Source organism: Pseudomonas massiliensis (assembly GCF_000826105.1).
Classification (GTDB): Bacteria; Pseudomonadota; Gammaproteobacteria; order Pseudomonadales; family Pseudomonadaceae; genus Aquipseudomonas; species Aquipseudomonas massiliensis.
The window spans coordinates 1-23,796 of record NZ_CCYK01000005.1; the positions used below are offsets into that span (position 1 = coordinate 1).

Annotated in this window: 24 protein-coding genes and 1 rRNA gene; 16 read left to right on the forward strand and 9 right to left on the reverse strand. The window is 61.8% G+C overall.

Annotated elements, in window-relative coordinates; all coding sequences use genetic code 11:
- Positions 1-47: 47 nt before the first annotated feature.
- From BN1188_RS03445 to BN1188_RS21470, 3 genes are all read right to left on the reverse strand, one after another.
- Positions 48-1,584, reverse strand: a 16S ribosomal RNA gene (locus tag BN1188_RS03445).
- A 535-nt stretch (positions 1,585-2,119) separates the two neighbouring features.
- The gene (locus BN1188_RS21465; protein ID WP_040259913.1) at positions 2,120-3,613 is read right to left on the reverse strand and encodes a CoA-acylating methylmalonate-semialdehyde dehydrogenase; all 1,494 of its coding nucleotides are present in this window, start codon (positions 3,611-3,613) and stop codon (positions 2,120-2,122) included.
- A gap of 15 nt (positions 3,614-3,628) precedes the next feature.
- Positions 3,629-4,975, reverse strand: coding sequence for an omega-aminotransferase AptA (locus BN1188_RS21470; RefSeq protein WP_040259914.1), 1,347 nt, complete (start codon positions 4,973-4,975; stop codon positions 3,629-3,631).
- A gap of 112 nt (positions 4,976-5,087) precedes the next feature.
- Here BN1188_RS21470 and BN1188_RS03455 point away from each other — a divergent pair, with 112 nt between their 5' ends.
- The 3 genes from BN1188_RS03455 (at position 5,088) to BN1188_RS03465 (ending at position 7,958) form a co-directional block, all read left to right on the forward strand.
- Positions 5,088-6,002 (forward strand): LysR family transcriptional regulator, encoded by a 915-nt coding sequence (locus BN1188_RS03455; protein WP_040259915.1) that lies wholly within the window; start codon positions 5,088-5,090, stop codon positions 6,000-6,002.
- A 373-nt stretch (positions 6,003-6,375) separates the two neighbouring features.
- Entirely contained in the window at positions 6,376-6,963 is a 588-nt protein-coding gene (locus tag BN1188_RS03460; protein WP_052469144.1) for an IMPACT family protein, read from the forward strand.
- A 317-nt stretch (positions 6,964-7,280) separates the two neighbouring features.
- The gene (locus tag BN1188_RS03465; protein WP_040259916.1) at positions 7,281-7,958 is read left to right on the forward strand and encodes an SDR family oxidoreductase; all 678 of its coding nucleotides are present in this window, start codon (positions 7,281-7,283) and stop codon (positions 7,956-7,958) included.
- Between the two features lie 2 nt (positions 7,959-7,960).
- Here the strand turns inward: BN1188_RS03465 and BN1188_RS03470 are convergent, their stop codons facing one another.
- Positions 7,961-9,052 (reverse strand): calcium:cation antiporter, encoded by a 1,092-nt coding sequence (locus BN1188_RS03470; RefSeq protein ID WP_040259917.1) that lies wholly within the window; start codon positions 9,050-9,052, stop codon positions 7,961-7,963.
- A 135-nt stretch (positions 9,053-9,187) separates the two neighbouring features.
- Here BN1188_RS03470 and BN1188_RS03475 point away from each other — a divergent pair, with 135 nt between their 5' ends.
- Entirely contained in the window at positions 9,188-10,138 is a 951-nt protein-coding gene (locus BN1188_RS03475) for an adenosine deaminase (protein WP_040259918.1), read from the forward strand.
- 19 nt (positions 10,139-10,157) lie between these two features.
- On the opposite strand, the gene BN1188_RS03480 is transcribed toward BN1188_RS03475, so the two are convergent.
- The 3 genes from BN1188_RS03480 to BN1188_RS03490 all read right to left on the reverse strand — a co-directional run bounded on the left by BN1188_RS03480 (position 10,158) and on the right by BN1188_RS03490 (position 12,661).
- Positions 10,158-10,898 carry an ArsR/SmtB family transcription factor gene (locus tag BN1188_RS03480; protein WP_040259920.1) on the reverse strand — a complete coding sequence of 247 codons (741 nt, stop codon included), beginning with the start codon at positions 10,896-10,898 and terminating at the stop codon, positions 10,158-10,160.
- A 293-nt stretch (positions 10,899-11,191) separates the two neighbouring features.
- Complete coding sequence (locus tag BN1188_RS03485; protein ID WP_040259921.1) at positions 11,192-12,367, reverse strand: multidrug effflux MFS transporter; 1,176 nt, start codon at positions 12,365-12,367, stop codon at positions 11,192-11,194.
- Positions 12,368-12,442: 75 nt separating this feature from the next.
- The gene (locus tag BN1188_RS03490) at positions 12,443-12,661 is read right to left on the reverse strand and encodes a heavy-metal-associated domain-containing protein (protein WP_040259922.1); all 219 of its coding nucleotides are present in this window, start codon (positions 12,659-12,661) and stop codon (positions 12,443-12,445) included.
- A 144-nt stretch (positions 12,662-12,805) separates the two neighbouring features.
- On the opposite strand from BN1188_RS03490, the gene BN1188_RS03495 reads away from it, so the two are divergent.
- The 3 genes from BN1188_RS03495 to cueR are packed head-to-tail and all read left to right on the forward strand — an operon-like array spanning position 12,806 to position 15,861.
- Positions 12,806-13,198: a hypothetical protein gene (locus tag BN1188_RS03495; RefSeq protein WP_052469145.1), complete on the forward strand. Its 393-nt coding sequence runs from the start codon at positions 12,806-12,808 to the stop codon at positions 13,196-13,198.
- 53 nt (positions 13,199-13,251) lie between these two features.
- Positions 13,252-15,447, forward strand: a complete 2,196-nt coding sequence (locus BN1188_RS03500) for a heavy metal translocating P-type ATPase (RefSeq protein ID WP_040259924.1) — start codon at positions 13,252-13,254, stop codon at positions 15,445-15,447.
- 18 nt (positions 15,448-15,465) lie between these two features.
- Positions 15,466-15,861 (forward strand): Cu(I)-responsive transcriptional regulator, encoded by a 396-nt coding sequence (cueR, locus tag BN1188_RS03505; protein ID WP_040260517.1) that lies wholly within the window; start codon positions 15,466-15,468, stop codon positions 15,859-15,861.
- A gap of 29 nt (positions 15,862-15,890) precedes the next feature.
- Here the strand turns inward: cueR and BN1188_RS03510 are convergent, their stop codons facing one another.
- Together BN1188_RS03510 and BN1188_RS03515 are read right to left on the reverse strand one after the other, a co-directional pair.
- Positions 15,891-16,784 carry a PA4780 family RIO1-like protein kinase gene (locus BN1188_RS03510; protein ID WP_040259925.1) on the reverse strand — a complete coding sequence of 298 codons (894 nt, stop codon included), beginning with the start codon at positions 16,782-16,784 and terminating at the stop codon, positions 15,891-15,893.
- A 128-nt stretch (positions 16,785-16,912) separates the two neighbouring features.
- Complete coding sequence (locus BN1188_RS03515; protein ID WP_040259927.1) at positions 16,913-17,707, reverse strand: AraC family transcriptional regulator; 795 nt, start codon at positions 17,705-17,707, stop codon at positions 16,913-16,915.
- An 80-nt stretch (positions 17,708-17,787) separates the two neighbouring features.
- Here BN1188_RS03515 and BN1188_RS03520 point away from each other — a divergent pair, with 80 nt between their 5' ends.
- The 9 genes from BN1188_RS03520 to BN1188_RS03560 all read left to right on the forward strand — a co-directional run bounded on the left by BN1188_RS03520 (position 17,788) and on the right by BN1188_RS03560 (position 23,757).
- Positions 17,788-18,813 carry a bile acid:sodium symporter family protein gene (locus BN1188_RS03520; protein WP_040259928.1) on the forward strand — a complete coding sequence of 342 codons (1,026 nt, stop codon included), beginning with the start codon at positions 17,788-17,790 and terminating at the stop codon, positions 18,811-18,813.
- 147 nt (positions 18,814-18,960) lie between these two features.
- On the forward strand, positions 18,961-19,836 hold the full coding sequence (locus tag BN1188_RS03525) for an AraC family transcriptional regulator (protein WP_052469168.1): 876 nt from the start codon (positions 18,961-18,963) through the stop codon (positions 19,834-19,836).
- Between the two features lie 38 nt (positions 19,837-19,874).
- The gene (locus tag BN1188_RS03530; protein WP_040260520.1) at positions 19,875-20,459 is read left to right on the forward strand and encodes a LysE family translocator; all 585 of its coding nucleotides are present in this window, start codon (positions 19,875-19,877) and stop codon (positions 20,457-20,459) included.
- A 46-nt stretch (positions 20,460-20,505) separates the two neighbouring features.
- The gene (locus BN1188_RS03535) at positions 20,506-20,811 is read left to right on the forward strand and encodes a MazG-like family protein (protein WP_040259929.1); all 306 of its coding nucleotides are present in this window, start codon (positions 20,506-20,508) and stop codon (positions 20,809-20,811) included.
- Positions 20,808-21,557: a methyltransferase domain-containing protein gene (locus BN1188_RS03540; protein ID WP_040259930.1), complete on the forward strand. Its 750-nt coding sequence runs from the start codon at positions 20,808-20,810 to the stop codon at positions 21,555-21,557. Before BN1188_RS03535 ends, BN1188_RS03540 begins: the two co-directional genes overlap by 4 nt.
- Positions 21,558-21,575: 18 nt before the next feature.
- On the forward strand, positions 21,576-22,178 hold the full coding sequence (locus BN1188_RS03545; protein WP_040259932.1) for a DUF4136 domain-containing protein: 603 nt from the start codon (positions 21,576-21,578) through the stop codon (positions 22,176-22,178).
- Between the two features lie 13 nt (positions 22,179-22,191).
- Complete coding sequence (locus tag BN1188_RS03550) at positions 22,192-22,749, forward strand: DUF4136 domain-containing protein (RefSeq protein WP_040259933.1); 558 nt, start codon at positions 22,192-22,194, stop codon at positions 22,747-22,749.
- A gap of 105 nt (positions 22,750-22,854) precedes the next feature.
- Positions 22,855-23,358, forward strand: coding sequence for a prepilin peptidase (locus BN1188_RS03555; RefSeq protein WP_232430894.1), 504 nt, complete (start codon positions 22,855-22,857; stop codon positions 23,356-23,358).
- A 105-nt stretch (positions 23,359-23,463) separates the two neighbouring features.
- Positions 23,464-23,757, forward strand: coding sequence for a hypothetical protein (locus BN1188_RS03560; RefSeq protein WP_040259936.1), 294 nt, complete (start codon positions 23,464-23,466; stop codon positions 23,755-23,757).
- Positions 23,758-23,796 lie beyond the last annotated feature (39 nt).

Consider the following 23,796-nt stretch of genomic DNA (forward strand, 5'->3'; position numbering starts at 1 on the left):
GAATCAAGCAATTCGTGTGGGAGCTTATGGGCGGCTGTGTCGTCGATTAAGGAGGTGATCCAGCCGCAGGTTCCCCTACGGCTACCTTGTTACGACTTCACCCCAGTCATGAATCACACCGTGGTAACCGTCCTCCCGAAGGTTAGACTAGCTACTTCTGGTGCAACCCACTCCCATGGTGTGACGGGCGGTGTGTACAAGGCCCGGGAACGTATTCACCGCGACGTTCTGATTCGCGATTACTAGCGATTCCGACTTCACGCAGTCGAGTTGCAGACTGCGATCCGGACTACGATCGGTTTTGTGAGATTAGCTCCACCTCGCGGCTTGGCAACCCTCTGTACCGACCATTGTAGCACGTGTGTAGCCCAGGCCGTAAGGGCCATGATGACTTGACGTCATCCCCACCTTCCTCCGGTTTGTCACCGGCAGTCTCCTTAGAGTGCCCACCTTAACGTGCTGGTAACTAAGGACAAGGGTTGCGCTCGTTACGGGACTTAACCCAACATCTCACGACACGAGCTGACGACAGCCATGCAGCACCTGTCTCAGTGTTCCCGAAGGCACCAATCCATCTCTGGAAAGTTCACTGGATGTCAAGGCCTGGTAAGGTTCTTCGCGTTGCTTCGAATTAAACCACATGCTCCACCGCTTGTGCGGGCCCCCGTCAATTCATTTGAGTTTTAACCTTGCGGCCGTACTCCCCAGGCGGTCAACTTAATGCGTTAGCTGCGCCACTAAGATCTCAAGGATCCCAACGGCTAGTTGACATCGTTTACGGCGTGGACTACCAGGGTATCTAATCCTGTTTGCTCCCCACGCTTTCGCACCTCAGTGTCAGTATCAGTCCAGGTGGTCGCCTTCGCCACTGATGTTCCTTCCTATATCTACGCATTTCACCGCTACACAGGAAATTCCACCACCCTCTACCGTACTCTAGCTTGCCAGTTTTGGATGCAGTTCCCAGGTTGAGCCCGGGGATTTCACATCCAACTTAACAAACCACCTACGCGCGCTTTACGCCCAGTAATTCCGATTAACGCTTGCACCCTCTGTATTACCGCGGCTGCTGGCACAGAGTTAGCCGGTGCTTATTCTGTCGGTAACGTCAAAACCGTCACGTATTAGGCAACGACCCTTCCTCCCAACTTAAAGTGCTTTACAATCCGAAGACCTTCTTCACACACGCGGCATGGCTGGATCAGGCTTTCGCCCATTGTCCAATATTCCCCACTGCTGCCTCCCGTAGGAGTCTGGACCGTGTCTCAGTTCCAGTGTGACTGATCATCCTCTCAGACCAGTTACGGATCGTCGCCTTGGTGAGCCATTACCTCACCAACTAGCTAATCCGACCTAGGCTCATCTATTAGCGCAAGGCCCGAAGGTCCCCTGCTTTCTCCCGTAGGACGTATGCGGTATTAGCGTTCCTTTCGAAACGTTGTCCCCCACTAATAGGCAGATTCCTAGGCATTACTCACCCGTCCGCCGCTGAATCAGGGAGCAAGCTCCCTTCATCCGCTCGACTTGCATGTGTTAGGCCTGCCGCCAGCGTTCAATCTGAGCCATGATCAAACTCTTCAGTTCAATACTGCTTGGGTTTTGAGAAAACCCTAAACTTGGCTCAGCAATCGCAATGCTTCCCGAAGGAAGCCACTCATTCGAATTCTCGTCTGAGTATTTGTGATGCTGATAATCATTGTGACAATCAGTCCAACTCACAAGCACCCACACGAATTGCTTGATTCATTTGTTAAAGAGCGGTTGGTTGAGCCGTTCGCTTCAACCGAGGCGCGCATTCTACGCTAACCTCACATCGTGTCAAGCGTTTATTTCGGAAGTTTTCAGAATTTCTCGTTCAACTTCAAACACTTGACCGCTTCACTTACCTCTCGAAGCGGGAGGCGAATTCTACAGCACTACAACCTGCTGTCAACCACCTTTTTCACCGCATCCGACCCGGAGACCGAAGCCACTTCCTGCTTACCCGAACCGCTAACTCGTTGATTCTCAAGAAGTTTGCCGTTCCGTTGTCGCTGGAAGTGGGGCGCATTATAAGGGGTTTCGAAAGGCCGTCAACACTTTTGTTTCACTAATATTAAGGGCCATTGCCAGCGATGCTTTAAAGGCTCGGGAAGGCGAACTGAGACGCCTCGTGACTCGCCCGTTGAGGCCAACGCTGGGTAATAGCCTTGCGCCGAGTATAGAAGCGCACCCCATCAGGCCCATAGGCATGCAAGTCGCCGAACAGTGAGCGCTTCCAGCCTCCGAAGCTGTGGTAAGCCACCGGCACCGGCAGGGGTACGTTGACCCCGACCATGCCGACTTCGATCTCGTCACAGAACAACCTGGCCGCCTCGCCGTCACGAGTGAAGATGCAGGTCCCGTTGCCGTACTCATGCGCGTTGATCAACTGCATGGCGTCTTCCAGGCTGTTCACTCGAACGACACACAGCACCGGGCCGAAGATCTCTTCTTTATAGATGCGCATGTCCGGCGTGACCCGGTCGAACAGGCATCCCCCCAGGAAAAACCCGTTCTCGTTTCCGCTGACGCTCAGCTTGCGACCGTCGACTACCAACTGCGCCCCCGCAGCCACACCATCATCGACGTAGCCGCGTACCTTGTCACGGTGCTGAGCTGTAACCAGAGGCCCCATGTCCAGGCCGCAGCTGGTGCCGGCGCCGATCTTCAGATCCTGGATCTGCGGCGTGAGGCGAGCCACCAGGGCATCGGCCACCTGGTCGCCCACGCAGACGGCGACGGAGATCGCCATGCAGCGCTCGCCACAGGAACCATAGGCCGCGCCCATGAGCGCGCTGACCGCATTGTCCAGGTCAGCGTCGGGCATCAGCACCGCATGGTTCTTGGCGCCACCCAGGGCCTGTACCCGCTTGCCGCGCGCGGCGCCTTCCCTGTAGATGTATTCAGCAATGGGCGTAGACCCTACGAAGCTGATCGCCTTTACGTCTGGCGCCTCGATCAAGGCATCCACCGCCACCTTGTCGCCGTGCACCACACTCATCACGCCGGCCGGCAACCCCGCTTCCTGCAGCAGCTGGGCGATGAACAAGGTCGAGCTTGGGTCCCGCTCCGACGGTTTGAGGATGAAGCAGTTTCCGCAAACGATGGCCAGCGGGTACATCCACAATGGCACCATGGCCGGAAAATTGAAGGGCGTGATCCCGGCGACGATGCCTAGCGGCTGGAAGTCTGACCACCCGTCGATGTTCGGGCCGACGTTGCGGCTGTATTCACCTTTGAGCAACTCGGGGGCGGCACAGGCGAACTCGACGTTCTCGATTCCGCGCTTGAGTTCACCCGCCGCATCCTCCAGGGTCTTGCCGTGCTCCCGGCTGATCAGCTCGGCAATCTTGCTTTCATTCTGTTCCAGCAACTGCTTGAAGCGGAACATCACCTGGGCGCGCTTGGCCGCCGGGGTACGCCGCCACGCCGGGAAGGCCGCCTTGGCCGCCTCTATGGCCCGCTGCACCGTAGCCACGTCAGCCAGTTGCACGCGCCCTGTCACTTCGCCCGTGGAGGGGTTGAAGACATCGGCGGTACGGTCGCCCGCCGTAACCAGGTCTCCATTGATCAGGTGTTGAATGCTGCCCATTGCATGCTCCAATTATCAGTTGATCTGGTTAAGGACTTCGCCGACGGCGTCGAACAAACGGTCCATTTCTTCGGGGGTGGCGTTGAAGCTAGGGCCAAACTGCAGCGTGTCGCCGCCGTACCGCACATAGAACCCTTTCTGCCACAGCTTCATGGCGGCTTCGAAAGGCCTGACGATGGCATCCCCGTCACGTGGCGCCAGCTGAATCGCACCCGCCAGGCCAAAGTTACGCAGGTCCACGATATGGGGAGCGCCCTTGAGCCCATGCAACGCTGCCTCGAAAGCCGGCGACAGTTGCGCGGCGCTTTGCACCAGGTTTTCCTGGAGCAAGAGATCCAGGGCGGCAATGCCCGCGGCACAGGCCACCGGATGTGCCGAATAGGTATAGCCATGGGGAAACTCCACGGCGTACTCAGGGGTCGGCTGCGCCATGAAGGTCTGGTAGATCTCGCTACGCGCGATCACTGCCCCCATGGGAATCGCACCATTGGTGAGCTGCTTGGCGACACACATCAGATCAGGGACTACATCGAAGGTTGTCGCCCCGAACAGGCTGCCAGTACGCCCGAAACCAGTAATCACTTCGTCGAAGATCAGCAGAATGTTGTGCTGGTCACAGATCTCGCGCAGGCGTTTGAGATACCCCTTCGGCGGAGGCAGCACGCCGGCCGAACCGGCCATGGGTTCAACGATGACCGCGCCGATGTTGGACGCGTCATGAAGCTCGATCAGCCGAAGCAGATCATCAGCCAGCGCCACGCCCCCTTCTTCAGGCAGGCCGCGGGAATAGGCATTGGCCGCCAGCAGTGTATGAGGCAGATGATCGACGTCGAGCAACTGACCGAACAGCTTTCGATTGCCGTTCACGCCGCCGAGGCTGGTACCGGCGATGTTCACTCCGTGATAGCCGCGGGCCCGGCCGATGAGCTTGGTCTTGGTGGCCTGCCCCTTGAGGCGCCAGTAAGCACGTACCATCTTCACGGCTGTATCGGCGCACTCGGAACCCGAGTTCGTGTAGAACACGTGATTGAGATCGCCCGGGGTCAACTCGATGATTTTTTCTGCCAACTGAAAAGACAGCGGATGGCCATATTGGAACGCCGGAGAATAGTCCAGCACGCCTAGCTGGCGTGCCACTGCTTCCTGGATTTCCTTGCGCGTGTGGCCGGCGCCGCAGGTCCACAATCCGGACAGGCTGTCATACACCTGACGCCCACGGTCGTCGGTCAGGTAACGCCCCTGGGCCGCCACGATCAGCCGTGGGTCGCGCTGGAAATTCCGATTGGCCGTATAGGGCATCCAATGCGCGTCCAGTTTGAGCTGGCTCGCCAGTCCCACAGGTGCATTCTCCGGCATGTTCATCTGAAGCCTCTCTTGTATGACAGCGGGGTTGCTGGATTGCCGCTAAGTTCGCATGGGGATAAAGTCGGTAAAACCTGGTTTTTCCTATCTTCAAGAAGAGCGCCGCTAAACAATGAGCCGCCGTGACCCCGTTGCCCAAGTCAGCGATTTCGATATCCGGTTGTTGCGCATCTTTCGCAGCGTCGTGGAGTGCGGCGGCTTTTCCGCAGCCGAGAACGTCCTTGGCATAGGCCGCTCCGCGATCAGCCAGCAAATGAGTGATCTGGAACAGCGCCTGGGCCTGCGGCTCTGCCAACGAGGCCGGGCCGGCTTTTCCTTGACGGAAGAAGGTCGCCAGGTCTATCAATCCGCGCTGCAGTTGCTCGGAGCACTGGAAGATTTTCGTACGGAAGTCAACGGGCTGCACCAGCATCTGCGGGGCGAGTTGAATATCGGACTGACGGACAATCTCGTCACCCTCCCCCATATGCGCATTACCCACGCCCTGGCTCAACTCAAGGAGCGCGGGCCTGAGGTACGGGTCAATATCCGGATGATCGCGCCCAGCCAGGTGGAACAGGGCGTGCTCGACGGGAGCCTGCATGTGGGTGTGGTGCCCCAAGCCAGCGCCCTGCCCGGGCTGGAATATCAGCCGCTATACAGCGAGCGCTCTTCACTGTACTGCGCGGTCGGCCATCCACTGTTCTACGTCGATGATGCCACCCTTGACGACCACAGACTCAATGCTCAGGAAGCCATAGCGCCAACCTTCCGCCTGCCGGGAGAGATCCAGGCCCACTATCAAGCGCTCAAGTGCAGTGCCAGCGCCTCGGACCGGGAAGGTATGGCCTTCCTCATACTCACGGGCCGATATATCGGCTACTTGCCTGATCATTATGCTCATACCTGGGTGCAGGAAGGCCGCCTGCGTGCCCTAAAAGCGCGCCAACGCTTCTATGATCTGAGTCTATCGTGGGTCACCCGCAAGGGCCGACGTCCGCATCTGGTGCTCGAAAGTTTCCTCGAACAATTGGCCGCGACTCGTTGAACGCTTACGACCCTCTTCGGCCCTGAACCGACGAGTACACGCACCTAGCCAAAGTACACACAGGCTTGTTTGTTACTCACGTGTACGCCATCAACGCAGCCCTGTGCCGCATCGACCATCTCGGAAAATCCATGCCCTTGCCCGCCTCCATCCACTGCGCCCAGCCGAACGGCAAAACTGCCGACCGCATTCGTCAAAAAGCTAAAAGGTCCACTCTTCGGACTGTCGAAGATGAACCAGCCAGCCGGATCTACCGAGGCATAGGTAAAGGCCGATCGACTCACACCGATTTCGGCACAGTGGCGGACAATCTGGCTCGTATCATGAAGACTGGCTGCGGTATCGCCCCAGCCGCCACTGCGGAGGACGCCCGGTGAGCCTTTCCACATTGGAAGCGCTTTGGGTGTTCAGCGAGGAAATCCGCAAAAGCCGGTTCCGCGCCATTGCGGGCCCCATTGATAGCCCGGATCAAGCCCAAGCCTTCCTGCGCGCCCATGCGGATCTCCAGGCGACCCACAACTGCTGGGCGTGGAAGCTGGGTGTGCAATATCGCAGCAGCGATGATGGCGAGCCCGGCGGAACGGCGGGGCGGCCCATTCTGGCCGCGATCGAAACCCAAGGGTACGATCGGGTCATGGTCATCGTTACGCGCTGGTACGGCGGCATCCAGCTAGGCACTGGCGGGCTGGCACGGGCCTACGGAGGGTGCGCCAACAAGTGCCTGCAACAGGCACCCAGGCTTCCCCTCGTAGTGCGGACGCCGGCCCGATGTAATTGTGCGTTCAATGAACTGGCCCTGGTGCGCCTGCGCGTGGCCGAGGCCGGCGGAGAAATCATTGGCGAGCGCTTCGATGCCAATGGCGTGGACCTGGAACTGGCCCTGCCTCCATCCGGTTTCAGTCAACTCGCCGAGCAGCTTGCACAGTTGAGTCGAGGGCGAATCACTCTACTGGCCGCTTGAATTGTGCACATTCGGTGTGTGCCTGCTTGTGGATAAGCTTTGGGCATATGCCTGGGGCCCAGCAATCGCACGGCCTGCATGCCACTGATCAAATTTTAACCAGTCCTCGCTAGGACTTATCCGCAGGGCATGGCGTCAAATGCGCCCTTGGGTTTCACACATTTTGTGTGAGCGGGCCTGTGGATAACCCGTGGGCGAAGCGGCCCAGCCCAATTGGCGCGCGGCCTGGAAGCGACTGATCATTTTCTGACCAGGCTCAATGGCATGTCCTTTCCGGTTCGGTAGACTGTCATTGGCATTCACAGAGGAGCCTCTCGATGACAACCACTAAACGAGCATTGGTGATCGGCGCTAACCGGGGGCTGGGGCTTGGACTGGTCCAACAGCTCAATCAAGAGGGTTGGCAGGTAGCAGCCACCACACGAGGCGAGTCCCCCGTAGCGCTGAAGCAGGCTGCCAGCACTCTTTACGCCCTTGAGATGAATGATCTGGGTAGCATCGAGGCCCTGGCTGGGCAGTTGGCTGGTCAGCGATTCGACCTCGTGTTCGTGAATGCTGGCGTGATGGGCCCTACCCGGGATCTGGACGCGGCAACCGCCGAGGATATCGGCCAACTCTTTACTACCAACGTGCTGTCGCCGATTCGCCTCGCACAGCGGTTGGTCAGCCTGGTGCAGGAAAACACGGGCGTGCTGGCATTCATGAGTTCGACACTGGGCACCGTGGCTTCGCCAGACGCTCCTGAGATTCCTCTCTATAAAGCGAGCAAAGCTGCGCTCAACTCCATGGTCAATACCTTCGCCTCGACACTGCCCCAGCCACGACCGACCATCCTGTGCATGCACCCTGGCTGGGTGCGCACCGACATGGGCGGCCCGAATGCCGAAATCGATGTGGTCACGAGCGCGCAGGGAATGGTACGCCAAGTGAATGAGTTCGCGGGCCGCGGCGGCTTGCACTTCATCGACTACCGCGGCCGCCAGTTGCCCTGGTAAGGCTACAGCCCTAGCAGGGAAAGCATGATGAAGGTAGCGAACAGTACAAAGTGCGTCATGCCTTCGATCGCGTTGGTTTGCCCGTCGTTGAGATTGATCGCGCACACCAATAGCGTAATCACGGCCATGACCGTTTGCACGGGGGTCATGGCCATCTGCAGGGGCTGCCCCATGTAGATGGCCATGGCTTCCATTACCGGAACAGTCAGGATGACCGTCGACAGCGAAGCCCCCAGGGCAATGTTCACCACAGACTGCATTCGGTTCGCCAAGGCGGCGCGCAAGGCCGTGAGGATTTCCGGCGAGGCGGAGATGGCCGCTACCAGGATGGCGGACAGCACCGGCGGGGCGCCGCTACCCTCCAGGCCAACATCCATGGCCTTGGACATGACTTCAGCCAGGGCTCCGATCACCACCACGCCAAATACCAGCACGCCGATGGACAGCGTCGTACTCACTGGTGCTTCGTGGGCCTCGCTAGGCTCGCTGCGACGCTTCTTCTCCGGGTAGCTGTAGCTGAAGAAATAGCTGTGCGGCCCGACCTGCATGCGCAGGAAAAGACTGTACAACACCAGCATCGCGCCTATGGTGAATGCCGAGTACAGAGCCCAGCGCCCTTCGGGAATGAACTCGGGAACCACCATCGACACGCCCATTGCGGTGAGAATCATCACGCTATAGGTGCGCGCCGAGTCGTCGTTGTAGCTCTGCTCGCCATGCTTGAGCCCCCCCATCAGCGCCGCCAGGCCAAGAATCCCGTTGATGTCCAGCATTACCGCCGAGTAGATCGTGTCCCGGACCAGGGTCGGTGAAGGGGCGTTACTGATCATGATGGCAAGGATGACCACCTCCACCAGCACAGCGGACAAGGTGAGGATCATGGTGCCGTAGGGGTCGCCGACCTTTTCCGCCAGCAGCTCGGCGTGATGAGCTACCCGCATCGAGGCCAGGATAATGGCCACTACCAACAGAACAGCGCAGATCATCGCCCTGGCCTGCCCGCCATGTACCATCAGCGGTTCCAGAGGGTAAGCCGCGATGGCCGCCACCAGAGCCAGTAACAGGTACTTTTCTTCGACTATCCGCTTGATCATGCGCCTCTTTCTCACGGCGGGGGTGAGTAGTACTGACTCCGCCAACGCCCCGATGGTTTCGCCGCGACATTCGCGACCGTGCGCCCGCGGCAGGTCCGGGGTAAAATGCCCTACGCTGATTTGAGAGATTTCCCCATGTACGACTGGCTCAATGCCCTTCCCAAGGCCGAATTGCACCTGCATCTGGAAGGCTCCCTGGAGCCGGAGTTGCTCTTCGCCCTGGCCGAACGCAATCGCATCGCTCTTCCTTGGGCGGATGTCGACGCACTGCGCGCCGCCTATGCCTTCAACAACCTTCAGGAGTTTCTGGACCTCTACTACCAGGGCGCCAATGTGCTGCGTACCGAGCAGGACTTCTACGACCTGACCTGGGCCTACCTGGAGCGCTGCAAGGCACAGAACGTTATCCATACCGAACCGTTCTTCGACCCGCAAACCCACACCGATCGCGGCATCGCCTTCGAAGTGGTCCTCAACGGCATCACCAGCGCGCTCAAGGATGGCCAGGCGAAGCTTGGGGTCAGCAGCGGGCTGATCCTGAGTTTCCTGCGCCATCTGAGCGAAGAAGCAGCCGAGCGGACCCTGGACCAGGCGCTGCCCTACCGGGACGCCTTTGTGGCCGTGGGCCTGGACAGCTCCGAGATGGGACATCCGCCGAGCAAGTTCAAGCGGGTGTTCGACCGAGCCCGGAGCGAAGGTTTTCTCACCGTCGCTCACGCTGGCGAGGAAGGGCCGCCTGAATACATCTGGGAAGCGCTGGACCTGCTGAAGATCCAGCGTATCGACCATGGGGTTCGCGCCATCGAGGACGAGCGCCTCATGCACCGCATCATCGACGAGCAGATTCCGCTCACGGTTTGCCCGCTGTCCAATACCAAGCTTTGCGTTTTCGATGACATGGCCGAGCACAACATTCTCGACATGCTGGAGCGCGGAGTGAAAGTGACCGTCAACTCAGATGACCCTGCTTATTTCGGCGGTTATGTGACCGAGAACTTCCATGCCCTGCATACCCATCTGGGCATGACGGAGGATCAAGCCCGCCGCCTTGCCCAGAACAGTCTCGACGCCCGCCTGGTGAAGTAGGTCAAGGTACCCGGCCCGTTCACCGGGCCGGAGAGCCACCGGGGCAACGGCCCTCGTCGCTTTCTGACGCCGCGGTGCCGAGCCGGCCGATCTCCCGCTGGCCACTACGGGTAAGTCGCAGCGCGTTGCTGTCATCGAGCCGTTTCACCCAGCCTTTCTGGAAGAACAGCTGCAGCAGGCTGGCCCCCAAAGCCCCACCCAGATGGGGCTGGCCATCGCACCAGTCGCAGCAGCGAGTAACGGTCAGGCACCCGCGTTGCACGAAGGCCTGGACATAAATACCGCTGCGGGCAAGGCCCAGCACGCCACAAGGCGTAAGCATCGCACCGGTGTCGAGTGCTTCCATCCAGCCTACGTCGATGAAACGACGGTACAGGTCGCTTGCCACTTCACCGCCAAGATGATCCTTGCATACCCTGGCCTTGCGCTGCGGCCCCTCGGGCAATGCCCAGCGGTGAATGGCGGATGCCTCGGCAACCTTGACCGGGCCGGGTACGCAAGCCAGTGCCTCGACGGCCATGCCCACTTCCGGCGCCGCCAGGCGGAAAAACCGCTTCCGCCCTCTGGCCTCACGCTTGAGCAAGCCCGCCGCGGACAGCTTCGATAGATGCGCGCTGGCTGAAGAGGGAGTCAGACCCGCCAGGCTGGCCAGTTCATCGGCGCCACGAGTGGCGCCGTCGATCAAGGCCCACAACATGGCACTTCGCTTGGGATCTGCCAGGAGCGTGGCGATTCGGCTGATACGAGGTACGTACTCCATGTTCATCTACTCCCTGTAAGTGGGCCGATGACGGCCGGGCGTTAGCGAATCCACGTCATTATAAGCACGGCGGTAAGGGGAGAAATTGCCGAGGGAAGCCAGTGCCAGGCCGGCACACCATGGTTGGCCCGAACAGCGTCACGCTGGAACCCGGAAGGAGAAGTGAGAGCGCTGGTCAGTTCCAGATGAAACGGGGACTAACGAGCGCCGGAGTGATATTGGTTAGGGAAAAGCCTGACTACGTCTGGTAAAAAGCCTTACATGCAAGGTCGGCCTTGACGGCATGACCAAGCCTAGCGCGGGCCACCTAGGCGCTGGGTAAACAACGCCGCCGCCACGCTCAACGCGGCGCAACCGGCAATGACCACGCTCATGGGCACTGCGGTGCCGTTGGCCAGGGCCCCTACCAGGCTGGAGGAAACCGCCGCGATCACGAACTGAAGAAAGCCCAGCATTGCCGAAGCGCTACCGGCGCGTGGCCCCTGCCCAGCCATGGCGCAGGCCGAGGCGTTGGGGATGATCGCGCCAAGGCTGGCGATGCACACGAACAGCGGAATCAGCAGCGGCCACAGGTGCGCGGGTTGCAGGGCAGTGACCGCCAGCAGCACAACCGCGGCGGCGAGGTAAACCCAGACCATCCGTCGCAACAGGTTTTGCGGGCCTACCCGGCTCAGCAGGCGCGCGTTGACCTGAGCCACCAGGATGAACCCCGCGGCGTTGGCGCCGAAGACCCAGCCGAAATGCTCAGCCGGGACGCCGTAGAGCTTGATCACCACGAAAGGCGAACCGGCGATATAGGCGAACATCCCTGCCATTGCCACACCGCCGGTCAACGCATGCCCCACGAAGCGACCCTCGCGCAGCAACTTACCGTACTGGGTCAAAGCCCCACTGAGCGGCAGGCGCGGCCGATCGGCAGGCAGGCTCTCTGGCAGGCCAAGGTAAACAGCCAGGCCGCAACAGGCGCTGAACAGCGTCAGCACCAGGAAAATGGATTGCCACCCGGTGGTATTTACCAGGAAACCACCCAATACCGGCGCGAGGATGGGCGCCAGCCCCATGACCAGCATCAGTTGGGAAAACACCTTGGCCGCACCTACGGTGTCGCAGCTGTCGGTTACGATCGCTCGCGAAAGCACCATACCGGCGCACCCACCCAAAGCCTGGAGGAAGCGCAGCATCACCAGGGCCTCCAGTGAAGGCGCCAGGGCACAGCCCAATGAAGCCAGGGTGAACACCCCGACCCCTACCAGCAGCGGAAGCCGTCGGCCGAACCTGTCGGCAATGGGGCCATAGATAAGCTGGCCGAAGGAAAGCCCCAGGAAATAGGCCGCCAAGGTGCTCTGGATGCGGTTTTCGTCCGTACCGAACGCTGCAGCCATGGCGGAAAAGCCTGGGAGATAGAAGTCGATGGCCAGCGGGCCAAAGGCGCTGAGCGCGCCAAGGATCAAGATGATTCTAAGGTTCATGAGAAAATCGATAGCAAGCTTGGCTTCGTAGTGTAGCGCGCCGCCGCCAGAATTTTCCGAAAATCCCCTCCGTCATCAGCCCAGTGGCTTGGGTTCTCCCGCCGGCTGAGCACTGTAGCCGCTATCCTGGATTGCCCGTAACAGACGCTCAACCGGCAATGCGCTGTCTATGCCTACGCGCTGGCCGGGCAAGTCGACTTCTACCCGGGCATCGGCATCCAGTTCGCGAATGGCTTGACCGACAGCGCCTACACAATGCTGGCAGGTCATGCCCTGAACACTGAAATATTGCATATGAAAATCTCCTGAAAAGAGCTGACCAAGCATTCACCTTGCCACAACGGCAAGGTCAAGTTTTTCGTTCACCTGCCGGGCTGGTAATTCCTCCACGCCTCCGCCAAGCTTGCAGCAAGTTGTCATTGCCCAGGAGAAGCCGCCATGCGCCGGCCGCTGTTACTCGCTCTCGCCCTGCTCGGTATCCTGCCCGTGGCGCCTGCATTGGCCCAAGGCCCTCAAGGGTACGGCGTGCTGATTATCTCCCGGGAGCGGCTTGAAGTAGGTACGCCCTGCGAAATCGGCCTTTACATGCAAGACCAGCTTGTAGGCAGGCTGTTCCCGGAACAGAGCGTGTCCTACAACCTGCCGCCCGGCCCTCTGGTCGTCCGCCTGCAGATCCTCCCGGGCCAGGCCCCAGGCTGCAACCCGGGGATCGTGGGCGAGCAACGCTCCGCCACTCTCACGCTCCAGGCCGGCGACATCCTCAAGTACCGTATCGCTACAGGGGCACAGGGCTTGTATCTCAAGCCGGCTCCTCTGGACTACGCCCCTTGACCTTGCCATAGGGTCAAGCTTGAGGCTTCATGCTTCCCAAGGAGGCATGAACCATGGCAACACCGGCAACCTTTGAGCTTTCTGTCGATGGCATGACTTGCGCCAGCTGTGCCGGACGTGTGGAGCGCGCCCTGGGCAAGGTCCCGGGGGTGGCGCAGGCAAGGGTAAACCTGGCCAGCGAGCGCGCTCAGGTCCAGGCGCGAGCGGGGCTATCGGCGGCACAGTTGATAGAGGCGGTGGAAAAGGCGGGCTATCAGGCCCGGCTGACCGGAGATCCGCTGGCGCAGTCACGCGCCGAACAGCGGGCCCGCCTTCGCGAACACGCCTGGCTCGGCCTGGCGTTCATTTTCGCAGCGCCCTTGGTACTCCCCATGCTGCTTTCACCTTTCGGCGTGCAATGGGCTTTGCCAGCCTGGGCGCAGTTCGTCCTGGCTACGCCTGTTCAATGCCTGGCAGGTGCTCGCTTCTATGTCGCGGCCTGGAAAGCCCTGCGGGCCCGCGCCGCCAACATGGACCTGCTGGTAGCGGTTGGCACCAGCGCGGCCTTTGGGCTGAGCCTGTTTCTTTGGCTAGGGTCCGAGCCTGGCCACTCACCTCATCTGTATTTCGAGACGTCCGCGGTAGTGATCGCCCTTGTATTACTGGGCAAAGCCATGGAAGGACGGGCCAAGCGCCAGGCTGCCGGTGCCATTCGTGCCTTGGAAGCCCTTCGGCCACTTACCGCGCAACGTCTGGAAAATGGAATCGCGCGTGAGGTGCCTGTCGCGTATTTGAAAGTCGGGGACCTTCTGCAAGTCCGTCCAGGCGAGCGAGTCGCCGCTGACGGTCGGATCCTGGAAGGCGAAAGTCATCTGGATGAGTCGCTGCTGACCGGCGAATCGCTTCCAGTCGCCAAAGGCACCGGAGACAAGGTCAGCGGTGGCACGCTCAATGGCGAAACCGCTTTGGTCGTGGAAATCACCGCGACGGATACCCAGACACTTCTGGAAGGCATCATTCGTCTTGTGGAGACAGCACAGGCCGCCAAGGCTCCGGTTCAGCATGCAGTCGATCGCATCAGTGAGTTCTTCGTCCCCTTCATTCTACTGCTGGCGCTGGCGACCGGCCTGGGCTGGTATTGGCTGCAAGGTTCGCTGGAGCAGGCATTGGTCACCGCTGTCAGCGTCCTGGTGATTGCCTGTCCCTGCGCCCTGGGCCTGGCCACCCCCGCAGCGATCCTGGCCGGGACAGGTATCGCGGCTCGCCATGGAGTGCTGATCAAGGACATCCGAGGCATTGAGATCGCCCACCGGCTCGGCCATGTGATCTTCGATAAGACTGGCACCCTGACCCGGGGAACACCTGAGCTGGTTGAAATACTTCCACTGGGTGGCGAGCGGGCCCTGGTATTGGCCGATGCCGCCGCGCTGGGCGCAGGGAGCCAGCATCCACTGGCACATGCCCTTGGTCGCGCCTGCGCCAGAGAGGGGATTGGTCTCCCTGCGGCGATGCGGCTATCAGTGCTGCCAGGGCGCGGCATCGCCGGTGAGGTCGAAGGCCGGTGCCTGTTACTGGGCAATAGTCGGCTGCTCCAGGAGCACGGCCTGGAAACCCGGGAACTGAACGCCGTCGCCCAAGCCTGGGAAGCTCAGGGGCGAACATTTTCCTGGCTGGTCCAGCTCGCCCCTGTCCGCGGCGTGCTGGGCGTCCTGGCTTTCGCCGACCAGGTTCGCCCCGAGGCGGCCGCCGCGGTCCGGTTACTGCAACAAAAAGGGATAACCTGCCATTTGCTTACCGGCGACAACGCTGGCAGCGCGGCGCAAGTCGCCAGCGCGGTAGGCATCACGGAAGTACAAGCGCGCCTGCTGCCAGGCGACAAGGCCCAGCGGGTCGCCGCGTTGTCTGCCCAGGCGCCGGTGGCGATGGTCGGCGACGGCATCAACGATGCGCCTGCCCTCGCCGCCGCCGGCATTGGCATTGCCATGGGCGGGGCGAGTGATGTCGCCGCCCAGGCTGGAACCATGGTCCTGGCGCGTGCCGACCTTAGGCTAGTGCCCGCCAGCCTTGCGCTGGCCAGCAGGATACGCCGCAAGATCCACCAGAACCTGTTCTGGGCCTTCGCTTATAACCTGGTAGGGCTGCCTTTGGCCGTTTCCGGAATGCTCAGCCCGATGTTCGCCGGCGCTGCCATGGCTGTGTCCAGCGTCTGCGTGGTCACCAACGCCTTGCTGCTAGCCCGCTGGGCCCCTGATTTCGACCCTTTGGAGTAACCCATGCCAGCCTCCCCGATGAACATCGGCCAAGCCGCCGACCGTAGCGGGCTGACGCCCAAGATGATTCGTCATTATGAGCAAACGGGCCTGCTGCCTCCGGCTGTGCGGAGCAGCAGCGGCTACCGTCTGTATGGGGAAGACGCGCTTGAGACGCTCGGCTTCATCAAGCGTGCTCGTGACCTGGGCTTCAGCCTGGAGGAGGTCAGAGAACTACTGGCGCTCAGGCGCGACCCTGACCGGGCCAGCGCCGACGTTCAGGCCCTGGCGCGTCAGCATGTACAGGCATTGGACGAGCGCATCGAGCGGTTGCTTGCTCTACGTGAAAGCCTGCAACGGCTTGTAGACCACTGCCAGGGCAACGCTGCGCCTGAGTGCGCCATTCTGGATGAACTGGCCTCGGCCAAGCCTTGAGCTGCAGGTCACGGGCATGTTCGGGGCAATCAGCGCAGCCAGGGGGGGGTAGGCTCCTCAGGGGAGTCGGAAGGATTATCCTGTTGTGCACGCAGAGCCTGGCGCCTGGCCTCTTCGCGCTTGGCGGCCTCGATTTCCCGCATGACCCCGCCCACGTCGGCCGCGACTTCGGCCTCCTTGTAGGTGCCGCTGAGCGCCGTCTCGGCCGTGAGCTTTCCAGCCTTGTACAGTTCCCACATTTCCTTGGCGTAGCGGGTGCCCTTGAGTTCCGGCGCGAAGCGGCCGAAATACTGGGCCATGTTGTTCACATCGCGCTCAAGCATGCTGAACGCATGGTTATTGGCGGCCGCGTCCACCGCCTGCGGCAGATCGATGATCACCGGCCCGTCCGGCCCCAGGAGCACGTTGAATTCCGAGAGGTCTCCATGGACCAGCCCCGCGCATAGCATCAGCACGATCTGACGAATGACGAAGGCATGGTATTCGCGCGCCTGCGCGGCATCGAGCTCTACGTCGTTCAAGCGCGGAGCGGCGCCGCCCTGGCCATCGTCGACCATTTCCATGAGCAATACGCCGTCGACGAAATCAAAGGGTTGAGGTACCCGTACGCCGGCGCTGGCCAAGCGGAACAGGGCACTGACCTCCGCGTTCTGCCAGGCTTCCTCGGCTTCCTTGCGCCCGTAGCGGGTGCCCTTGGCCATTGCCCGCGCCTGCCGGCTGTTGCGGGTCTTGCGGCCTTCCTGGTATTCCGCCGCCTGGCGGAAGCTACGCTTGTTCGCTTCCTTGTAAACCTTGGCGCAGCGCAATTGGGTGCCGCACCGCACCACGTACACCGCCGCTTCCTTGCCGCTCATCAGCGGGCGAAGCACTTCGTCGACCAGACCATCTTCGATCAGGGGCTCAAGGCGTTTTGGCGTCTTCATCGGTTGCTCAAGGGTCCTTATTAACCGAACAGCAGAGGATTGGGCGAACGTGGAGTTCCCGCGCCGGATGCTCGCCCAGCAGCGTGACGAATGCAAACGCCTGGCCGGATTTAATCCTAAAACGGGGCTTAGCGTGCCTGAAACACCTCTCCAGGCGTGCTCGCGAACAGTCGCTTGAATGCGGCAATGAAGGCAGAAGTTGAATCATAGCCGCTGGCCAGGGCCGCCTGGGTAACGCTGCTTCCCTCCTGCAACGCGCTCAGCGAAGCTAGCAAGCGAACGCGCTGGCGCCATTTGCGGAAGGTCATTCCGGTCTCCCGGGTGAAGAGCCGCGCCAGGGTCTTTTCCGACACGTTCAGTGACCGGGCCCATTCCGTCAAGCCCTGGGCAAGATCCGGCTGAGCGATCAACGCTTCGCACAGCGCCAACAGCCCCGAATGGCGAGGCAAGGGTACGGAAAATGCCACTTCCGACAGCCCAAGCAGTTGATCCAGCAGCACCGCGGTGAGTCGAGCTTCGGCGCTATCGCCCAGCGGGTACTCCGGCTCGAAGGCAGAAAACGCCAGGATCAGTTCACGTGTCAGCGCAGTGACCTCCAGCACGCGACATAGCGTGGCCGAAGGCCCGGCTACGTTTGGGTCCACATACAGGCTGCGCATCTGTGCCTGGGTGCTGGTATGAACCCAGTGCTCCACGCCAGCGGGAATCCATACGCCCCATTGAGGTGGGGCGAAATAACTGCCCTGGTCGGTATGCACGGAAAGCACGCCACTGATGGCGTAGGAAAACTGCACCCAAGGGTGGCTATGCCGGGGCGTCCAGGAACCGACGCCCAACTGTTCGGCGCGGGCATAGACCGGACGAGGCAACGCCTTCAGGGCTGGGATGGAACGGGCCGGCGGTCGCTGTCCGTTTGGCGTCATCAGCTGCCTTTTTGTCGCAAGACGGTTGGAAGCGCACAGGTTAACGTGGATGCCTCGAAGTCGTCACGGCCTGTGGTCTTATGCCTGTTCTCAAACATGTCAGAAAACTTGTTACCGATTGGTTCCTGTGCGGGATGGTCCTGGCCACTATCCTGGCTTGGCAGTTTCCTCGCTATGGCGCCAGCGGTGGCCCGCTGCACCTGGACAGCGTCATCAATATCGGTGTGTTCCTGGTGTTCTTTCTGCATGGCGCCAACCTGTCCGCTGAACAGATCGGCCGAGGATTGCGCAACTGGCGCCTGCACCTGATGGTGCAAGGCACTACCTTCGTTCTTTTCCCACTGCTCTGGCTGGTAGCGCGCTACCTGGGCGCCGGTGCCCTTTCCCCCATGCTGATGCTAGGGTTCCTTTACCTCTGCGCCCTGCCGTCGACCATTTCCTCCTCCGTCGCCCTTACCGGGAGCGCCAAAGGCAACGTACCCGGGGCTATTCTCAATGCCAGCCTGTCAAGCGTGCTCGGCATCTTCATCACCCCCTGGCTGGTGAGCCTGGTGGTGGGCACCGGACAGGGGGGCATCGACCTGGGCCCTACCCTGCTTAACCTGAGCCTGATGCTTCTTGCCCCACTGGTGCTCGGGCAAGTAGCCCGCCGTTGGGTCGGTTCCTTCTTCGCTCGACACAAGCGCTACACCAACATCCTGGACAAGAGCGTCATCCTGTTGCTGGTCTATGCCGCGTTCTGTAACTCCATGCAATCCGGTCTCTGGGAACAGCAAAGTGGCAACGTGCTGCTCGCCGCGTTTCTGGGCAGCGCCTTGCTCCTGGCAGTGGTCCTGCTGCTTACCACCCGGATTACCCGCTGGGCAGGCTTCGATCATGGTGACGAAGTGGCCGGTGTATTCTGCGCGAGCAAGAAATCCCTGGCGGCTGGGGCGCCCATGGCCGCGCTGATCTTCGGCCAGCATCCCGCCCTTGGCCTGATCCTGCTCCCGATCATGATCTACCACCCCCTGCAATTGGTGGTGTGCTCGATCATGGCCGAGCATTACAACCAGCGCGCCGCCGCTCGCATGGCACAACCCCAAGTCGCCGCGCCTACGCCCTGAGGACGCGACCAACGGCACCGGCAGCCCGGCAGGGTTGTACGTCCGCAGCTTTTTGGGGCGTAATGGTCACCCTCTGTGCACAAACGTTCTAGCGCGGAGGGCCTGGCCATGGATTACTGTCTCCAGCCGCCGAATGTCATGTCCATCATGAATAACTGGATACACCTGCTGCGAGACCCTCATACCGGCATCGAAACCCTGCATGCGCATTTTCAGGGGCATGCCCATGCCTATGATCCGCATTGGCATGACACCTATCTGATCGGCATCACCGAGCAGGGTGTGCAACGCTTCAATAGCCGCCGCGTCCGTCATGACAGCACTCCGGGCAAGGTATTCATGCTCGAGCCTGGAGATATCCACGACGGCGACGCCCCTAGCCCGGACGGTTTTACCTACCGCATGCTTTACTTGCAGCCCGACTGGCTGGAGCAGGCCCTGGCAGGTCTTTACCGCGACGGCCCAGGCAGGCCCTTGCCTGGAATAGGCACAGTGCTCAACGATGATCCCGAACTGGCCAGGGCGACGCTGCTGGCGTTCAATGCCCTGCACCAGCACGAAGTGCAGCTGGTGCGCGACATGGCCCTCGATGGGCTGCTTGCCCGCTTGAGCCATCATCTGCGTTGGCACCGCCCGCAGGAAGCCGACCCTCGCGCCCCGTTGATCGCTCGCCGTGCCCGGGACTTCCTGGTAGCGCATCTGCACCAGGATGTAGGCCTGGAAACCCTGGCACAGGCTTGTGACACGGACCGCTTCCGCTTGACCCGTGCATTCAAGGCAGCCTACGGTCTGGCGCCCCACGCCTGGCTGATTCAGTTGCGGCTCAGCCGGGCCCGCCAATTGCTGGCCTTGGGCATCCCACCTCTGCACGTTGCCCATGACCTGGGCTTCGCCGACCAGAGCCACCTCGGGCGATGGTTTCGCCGGGCCTACGGCATCAGCCCGGGCGCCTATCGCCAACAGGCGAATGGTGGAGTGCCGCAGCCTTGCACAAGCCTTCAAGACCCTCTCGGACAGGCCTGAACACAATGGACGCCCAGCCTTCAGCCAAGGGTCAGCCCATGTTTGCATTCGTTCTGTTCGCCTTCGTCGCCTCCATCACCCCCGGCCCCACCAACCTTATCGTGCTCAGTACCAGCGCCCAGCGAGGGTGGCGCCCGTGCGTGCCCATTATCTTCGGCGCCGGTGCCGGCGCGGCCCTGCTGGTATGGGCAGTCGGGACCGGCGCTGGCAGCGCCTTGCTGCTCATTCCCGGGCTGCGCCCAGCCCTGACCGTGCTGGGCCTGGGCTGGATGCTCTGGCTGGCCTGGCGGATCTTCACCGCGCCGGTGACGCCAATCGAAAAGAACCCGGCCAAGGCCGACCGCCCCATGGGCTGGCTTGGCGCGGTATTGCTGCAGTGGGTCAACCCCAAGTCCTGGATCATGGCGCTGGCGGTAATCAGTGTGTTCATGGCCGAAGGGCAACCCTTGGGCCAGCTAACCCTGGCGTTTTTCCTGGTAGCCTTGCCGTGCCTGGGGGCCTGGGCACTGCTGGGCCGAGGTGCCGCCCGCTGGCTCGACCGCCCGCGGCAGATGCGCTGGTTCAACCGGGTTCTGGCCCTGCTGCTGGTGATTTCATCGGCCGGCGCCCTGCTGCACCCTTGATTCCCCGCCTGCGCCCGCCGAAGCTATGGGCCTCTAGGAGAGGCCCATGAATCTGCAAGAACTGACCGAGCGACTGCACCGCATCCGCGACAACAATGATTGGCAGCGTTACCACAGCCCCAAGAACCTGGCCATGGCGGCCAGCGTGGAAATGGCCGAGTTGGTGGAAATCTTCCAATGGCTGACCGAAGCCGAATCGCGCCAGCTCGCGCCTGAGAAATTGGCCCATGCGGGCCAGGAAATCGGCGATGTAGTGCTGTACCTGCTGTTGCTTTGCAGCGAGCTGGGCCTGGACATGAACACCGTGGTCAGCGCCAAGCTGGCTGATAGCGAACGGCGCTTCGCCCGATGAAAGATCGTCATTTCGATGCCCTGGCGGCGCGCTTCGCCAACAAGATCTACGGGGGCGCCAAGGGTGCGATACGTCTTGCGGTGCTCCAGGCCGACCTTCAGGAAGCCTTGCCCGCGCGCCCGCTCCGGGTGCTGGACGTAGGCGCCGGGCTTGGCCACATGGGCGCCTGGTTAGCCGCCCAGGGCCATGAGGTAACCCTTGCCGAGCCCGCCGCCCCGATGCTTGCCGCTGCCCAGGAACGTTTCGCTGAAGCCGGCTTGGCCGGCAGCTTTATCCAAGCCAGCTGGCAGGAACTCAGCGAAACGCCAGGCGAGCCCTACGACCTGGTCATCTGCCATGCGGTACTGGAGTGGCTGGCCGAACCCGCCGCGATCTTCCCCGCGCTGGCGCGCTGGGTAGCGCCCGGAGGCTGGCTGTCGCTGGCCTTCTACAATCGTGACGCCCTGGTGTACCGGAACCTCCTCAAGGGGCACCTGCGCAAGCTCCGCAGTCAGCGCCTGGCGGGGGAAAAGCAAAGCCTCACGCCGCAGACGCCGCTCGACCCACGGGAGCTGGAAGGGCAACTCAGCCATCACTGGCAGGTCGAAAGCCGCAGCGGGGTACGTGTATTCCATGACTACATGCCTGTGGAATTCCAGTCCAAGGCGCGGATTGAGGATCTAGTCGCGATGGAACTCGAATACCGGCGCCATCCGGCCTTCGCCGGGCTGGGCCGCTATCTGCATTGGATCTGCCGGCCCCGCTAGGGGCACCTGGAGAATATGATGGGAGGCCGCCTCCACGCTGTTCTGTGTTGCCTTGCCCTGGTCGGTTGCCAGGGTCCCAACCCTTATGTGGCCAGCTCACTGCCCTTGCCACCCGCGCCTGCCTCGGCCAGCCAGGGCATCGACATGAGCGCCTACCCGGCAGCCCCGAGGGATTACGGGCGCTACCGCAGCTGGGCCTGGGTAAATGGACAGTTGCCCGCAGGCACCGCCGCCTTGCCGCCTGAAACCATCGCCGAAGCGGTGAGCGCGGGCATGGACCAACGGGGCCTGCGCCCTGCCCGCTCCACCGCGCCAGACCTGCGCGTGGCTGCTGAACTGCGCACTGAACGCCGCCTGCGGCAGGTCCAGGACAGCTACGACCCCTATCATGGGCCCGGCTATCGGCCTTATGGGCCTTATGGCTACTACGCAGGTCCACCCATGGTGCGCACCTACGAAGTACAGGTGCTGGTTGTACGGCTGCACCTGTTCGATGCCGCTACGGGCCAGGAGGTATGGGCCGCCGCGGCTGACACCAGCGCCCAAGGCAGCCAGGGTGAACAGGCGGATGCTTTGCGCGCGGCCCTTGATAACGCCCTGGCTACCTACCCCCCACATTGATCAGGAGGTCCCCATGCGTGCACGCCTACTCATCGGTTGCCTGGCCCTTGCGCTGGCCGGTTGCCAAAGCAGCAACGTCAACCGCGACTTCGACGCTGGTCGCGACTTTGCTGCCTACCGCAGCTGGAGCTGGCAAGAGCCGGCACTACAGTATCGCCCGGACGATCCTCGCATCCGCAGCGACCTGACCGAGCAGCGTCTGCGCCAGGCGGTGGCCGATGCCCTGGACCAGCGCGGCCTGCGCCCGGCCAAGGGCGGCGCTGCGGATCTGAAAGTGCAGGCCTGGCTGATCGTGGACAACCGCCGCGAGCAGATCACTACCAGCTATGGCGGCCCCTGGGCCCCAGGTTGGGGCGGTCCCTGGATGGGCCCGGGCTGGAACGAAACCCGTAGCCTGGACTACCGCGTCGCCACTCTGCAGCTTGACCTGCTCGACGGCCGCGACGGCAAGCTGGTCTGGCGCGCCAGCGAGGAGCGCATAATGGCTGATCAGGGAGCAGCGCCGGCTGAGCGTGCCCAGGCCCTGCGCCAGGCGGTATACCGCTTGTTGGAGCAATATCCACCACGCTGAACCTTTCACCCTGGGCCTGCCTCCATAGCATAGGCCAGCTTGACGTAGCTCAGGATTGGGGCTGGACTTGCAGAAGAAGTGCGGGCTGCCGGAAGGATTTCCGGCATGGAAGTGGCGCTGAAGGGAAGAGCTCTACGGATGCAATGCCTGGTATTACTGATCTGGTTCACCCTCTGTGCCGAGCAACATCTGCGGCAACGGCAAATTGCGGACAGTCTCACCCTAGGAGGTGGCTGCTTCGCCCTCTGTTACCTCTTCACTACCGGCCATACCTGGCTGGGTGCAAGCGCCAGCGAAGGCGCCTTCGCTCTGGCCCTGAGCATGCTGCTGACACTGCCGGCCTACTCGCTGGGCCGGCTCACCGAAGCGGAAGTCAAGCTGCTCGGGACCCTGGCCCTGGCTACGGACCGGATGCACTGGCTCGGTACCCTGGGTACCGCCCTGGTCGTCGGCGTGCTCTGGCTCATGCTGGGGCAACGAGTATGGGCTCACCTGGACAGGAAGATCCGGCTGCGCCTGGCCAACCTGGCCCCCGATCCTACCTTGGCCCCGCCCCTGGCGCCCTTTCTGCTCATGGGGTTCCTTGCAGCCTTGACCTGGGTGCGCTGACACTGCCGGGGCGCCGGCAGGAAAGCGAGGCGGCAGGGGAACCACCGCCTCGCCTGGCTGACCAAAGCCACGTACCCGGCGCACGCCGGCCACTGGGATGACACCATGCAGGTAGAAGGCTTTTTCGAATGGCTGGGCCAGGCGCTCGGCGCGGTGATCCGTTTTATCGTCGACGGCCTGGATTGGCTATTCGGGACCTTGGCCGACGCTGGGGGCAATTTCGTCGAGGGCTTGTCGCGCACCCTGGGCATGGACACTTCCCTGATCAGCATCCTCGCACTGGTGGTGGGCCTGCTTCTGCTGTACGCGGCGGTCAGGGCGTTCATGCGAGCTTCCATTGTACTGGGCGTCATCTGGGCACTGCTGGGCCTTTGGCTCTTGAGCTGGATCATTCATTGAAACGCCGCGGGCGGGCTGCACACCCATCGTAGAGTTGGG

Excerpts from the sequence above, each read along its gene's own strand:
- BN1188_RS21465 (WP_040259913.1), bottom strand. The coding sequence starts at position 3,613 with ATGGGCAGCATTCAACACCTGATCAATGGAGACCTGGTTACGGCGGGC.
- BN1188_RS03510 (WP_040259925.1), bottom strand. The coding sequence starts at position 16,784 with ATGAAGACGCCAAAACGCCTTGAGCCCCTGATCGAAGATGGTCTGGTC.
- BN1188_RS03485 (WP_040259921.1), bottom strand. The coding sequence starts at position 12,367 with ATGAACCTTAGAATCATCTTGATCCTTGGCGCGCTCAGCGCCTTTGGC.
- BN1188_RS03470 (WP_040259917.1), bottom strand. The coding sequence starts at position 9,052 with ATGATCAAGCGGATAGTCGAAGAAAAGTACCTGTTACTGGCTCTGGTG.
- BN1188_RS03465 (WP_040259916.1), top strand. The coding sequence starts at position 7,281 with ATGACAACCACTAAACGAGCATTGGTGATCGGCGCTAACCGGGGGCTG.
- BN1188_RS03525 (WP_052469168.1), top strand. The coding sequence starts at position 18,961 with ATGAATAACTGGATACACCTGCTGCGAGACCCTCATACCGGCATCGAA.
- cueR (WP_040260517.1), top strand. The coding sequence starts at position 15,466 with ATGAACATCGGCCAAGCCGCCGACCGTAGCGGGCTGACGCCCAAGATG.
- BN1188_RS03490 (WP_040259922.1), bottom strand. The coding sequence starts at position 12,661 with ATGCAATATTTCAGTGTTCAGGGCATGACCTGCCAGCATTGTGTAGGC.
- BN1188_RS03545 (WP_040259932.1), top strand. The coding sequence starts at position 21,576 with ATGGGAGGCCGCCTCCACGCTGTTCTGTGTTGCCTTGCCCTGGTCGGT.
- BN1188_RS03530 (WP_040260520.1), top strand. The coding sequence starts at position 19,875 with ATGTTTGCATTCGTTCTGTTCGCCTTCGTCGCCTCCATCACCCCCGGC.
- BN1188_RS03500 (WP_040259924.1), top strand. The coding sequence starts at position 13,252 with ATGGCAACACCGGCAACCTTTGAGCTTTCTGTCGATGGCATGACTTGC.
- BN1188_RS03455 (WP_040259915.1), top strand. The coding sequence starts at position 5,088 with ATGAGCCGCCGTGACCCCGTTGCCCAAGTCAGCGATTTCGATATCCGG.
- BN1188_RS03550 (WP_040259933.1), top strand. The coding sequence starts at position 22,192 with ATGCGTGCACGCCTACTCATCGGTTGCCTGGCCCTTGCGCTGGCCGGT.
- BN1188_RS03520 (WP_040259928.1), top strand. The coding sequence starts at position 17,788 with ATGCCTGTTCTCAAACATGTCAGAAAACTTGTTACCGATTGGTTCCTG.
- BN1188_RS03515 (WP_040259927.1), bottom strand. The coding sequence starts at position 17,707 with ATGACGCCAAACGGACAGCGACCGCCGGCCCGTTCCATCCCAGCCCTG.
- BN1188_RS03495 (WP_052469145.1), top strand. The coding sequence starts at position 12,806 with ATGCGCCGGCCGCTGTTACTCGCTCTCGCCCTGCTCGGTATCCTGCCC.
- BN1188_RS03475 (WP_040259918.1), top strand. The coding sequence starts at position 9,188 with ATGTACGACTGGCTCAATGCCCTTCCCAAGGCCGAATTGCACCTGCAT.
- BN1188_RS21470 (WP_040259914.1), bottom strand. The coding sequence starts at position 4,975 with ATGAACATGCCGGAGAATGCACCTGTGGGACTGGCGAGCCAGCTCAAA.
- BN1188_RS03560 (WP_040259936.1), top strand. The coding sequence starts at position 23,464 with ATGCAGGTAGAAGGCTTTTTCGAATGGCTGGGCCAGGCGCTCGGCGCG.
- BN1188_RS03535 (WP_040259929.1), top strand. The coding sequence starts at position 20,506 with ATGAATCTGCAAGAACTGACCGAGCGACTGCACCGCATCCGCGACAAC.
- BN1188_RS03540 (WP_040259930.1), top strand. The coding sequence starts at position 20,808 with ATGAAAGATCGTCATTTCGATGCCCTGGCGGCGCGCTTCGCCAACAAG.
- BN1188_RS03480 (WP_040259920.1), bottom strand. The coding sequence starts at position 10,898 with ATGGAGTACGTACCTCGTATCAGCCGAATCGCCACGCTCCTGGCAGAT.
- BN1188_RS03555 (WP_232430894.1), top strand. The coding sequence starts at position 22,855 with ATGGAAGTGGCGCTGAAGGGAAGAGCTCTACGGATGCAATGCCTGGTA.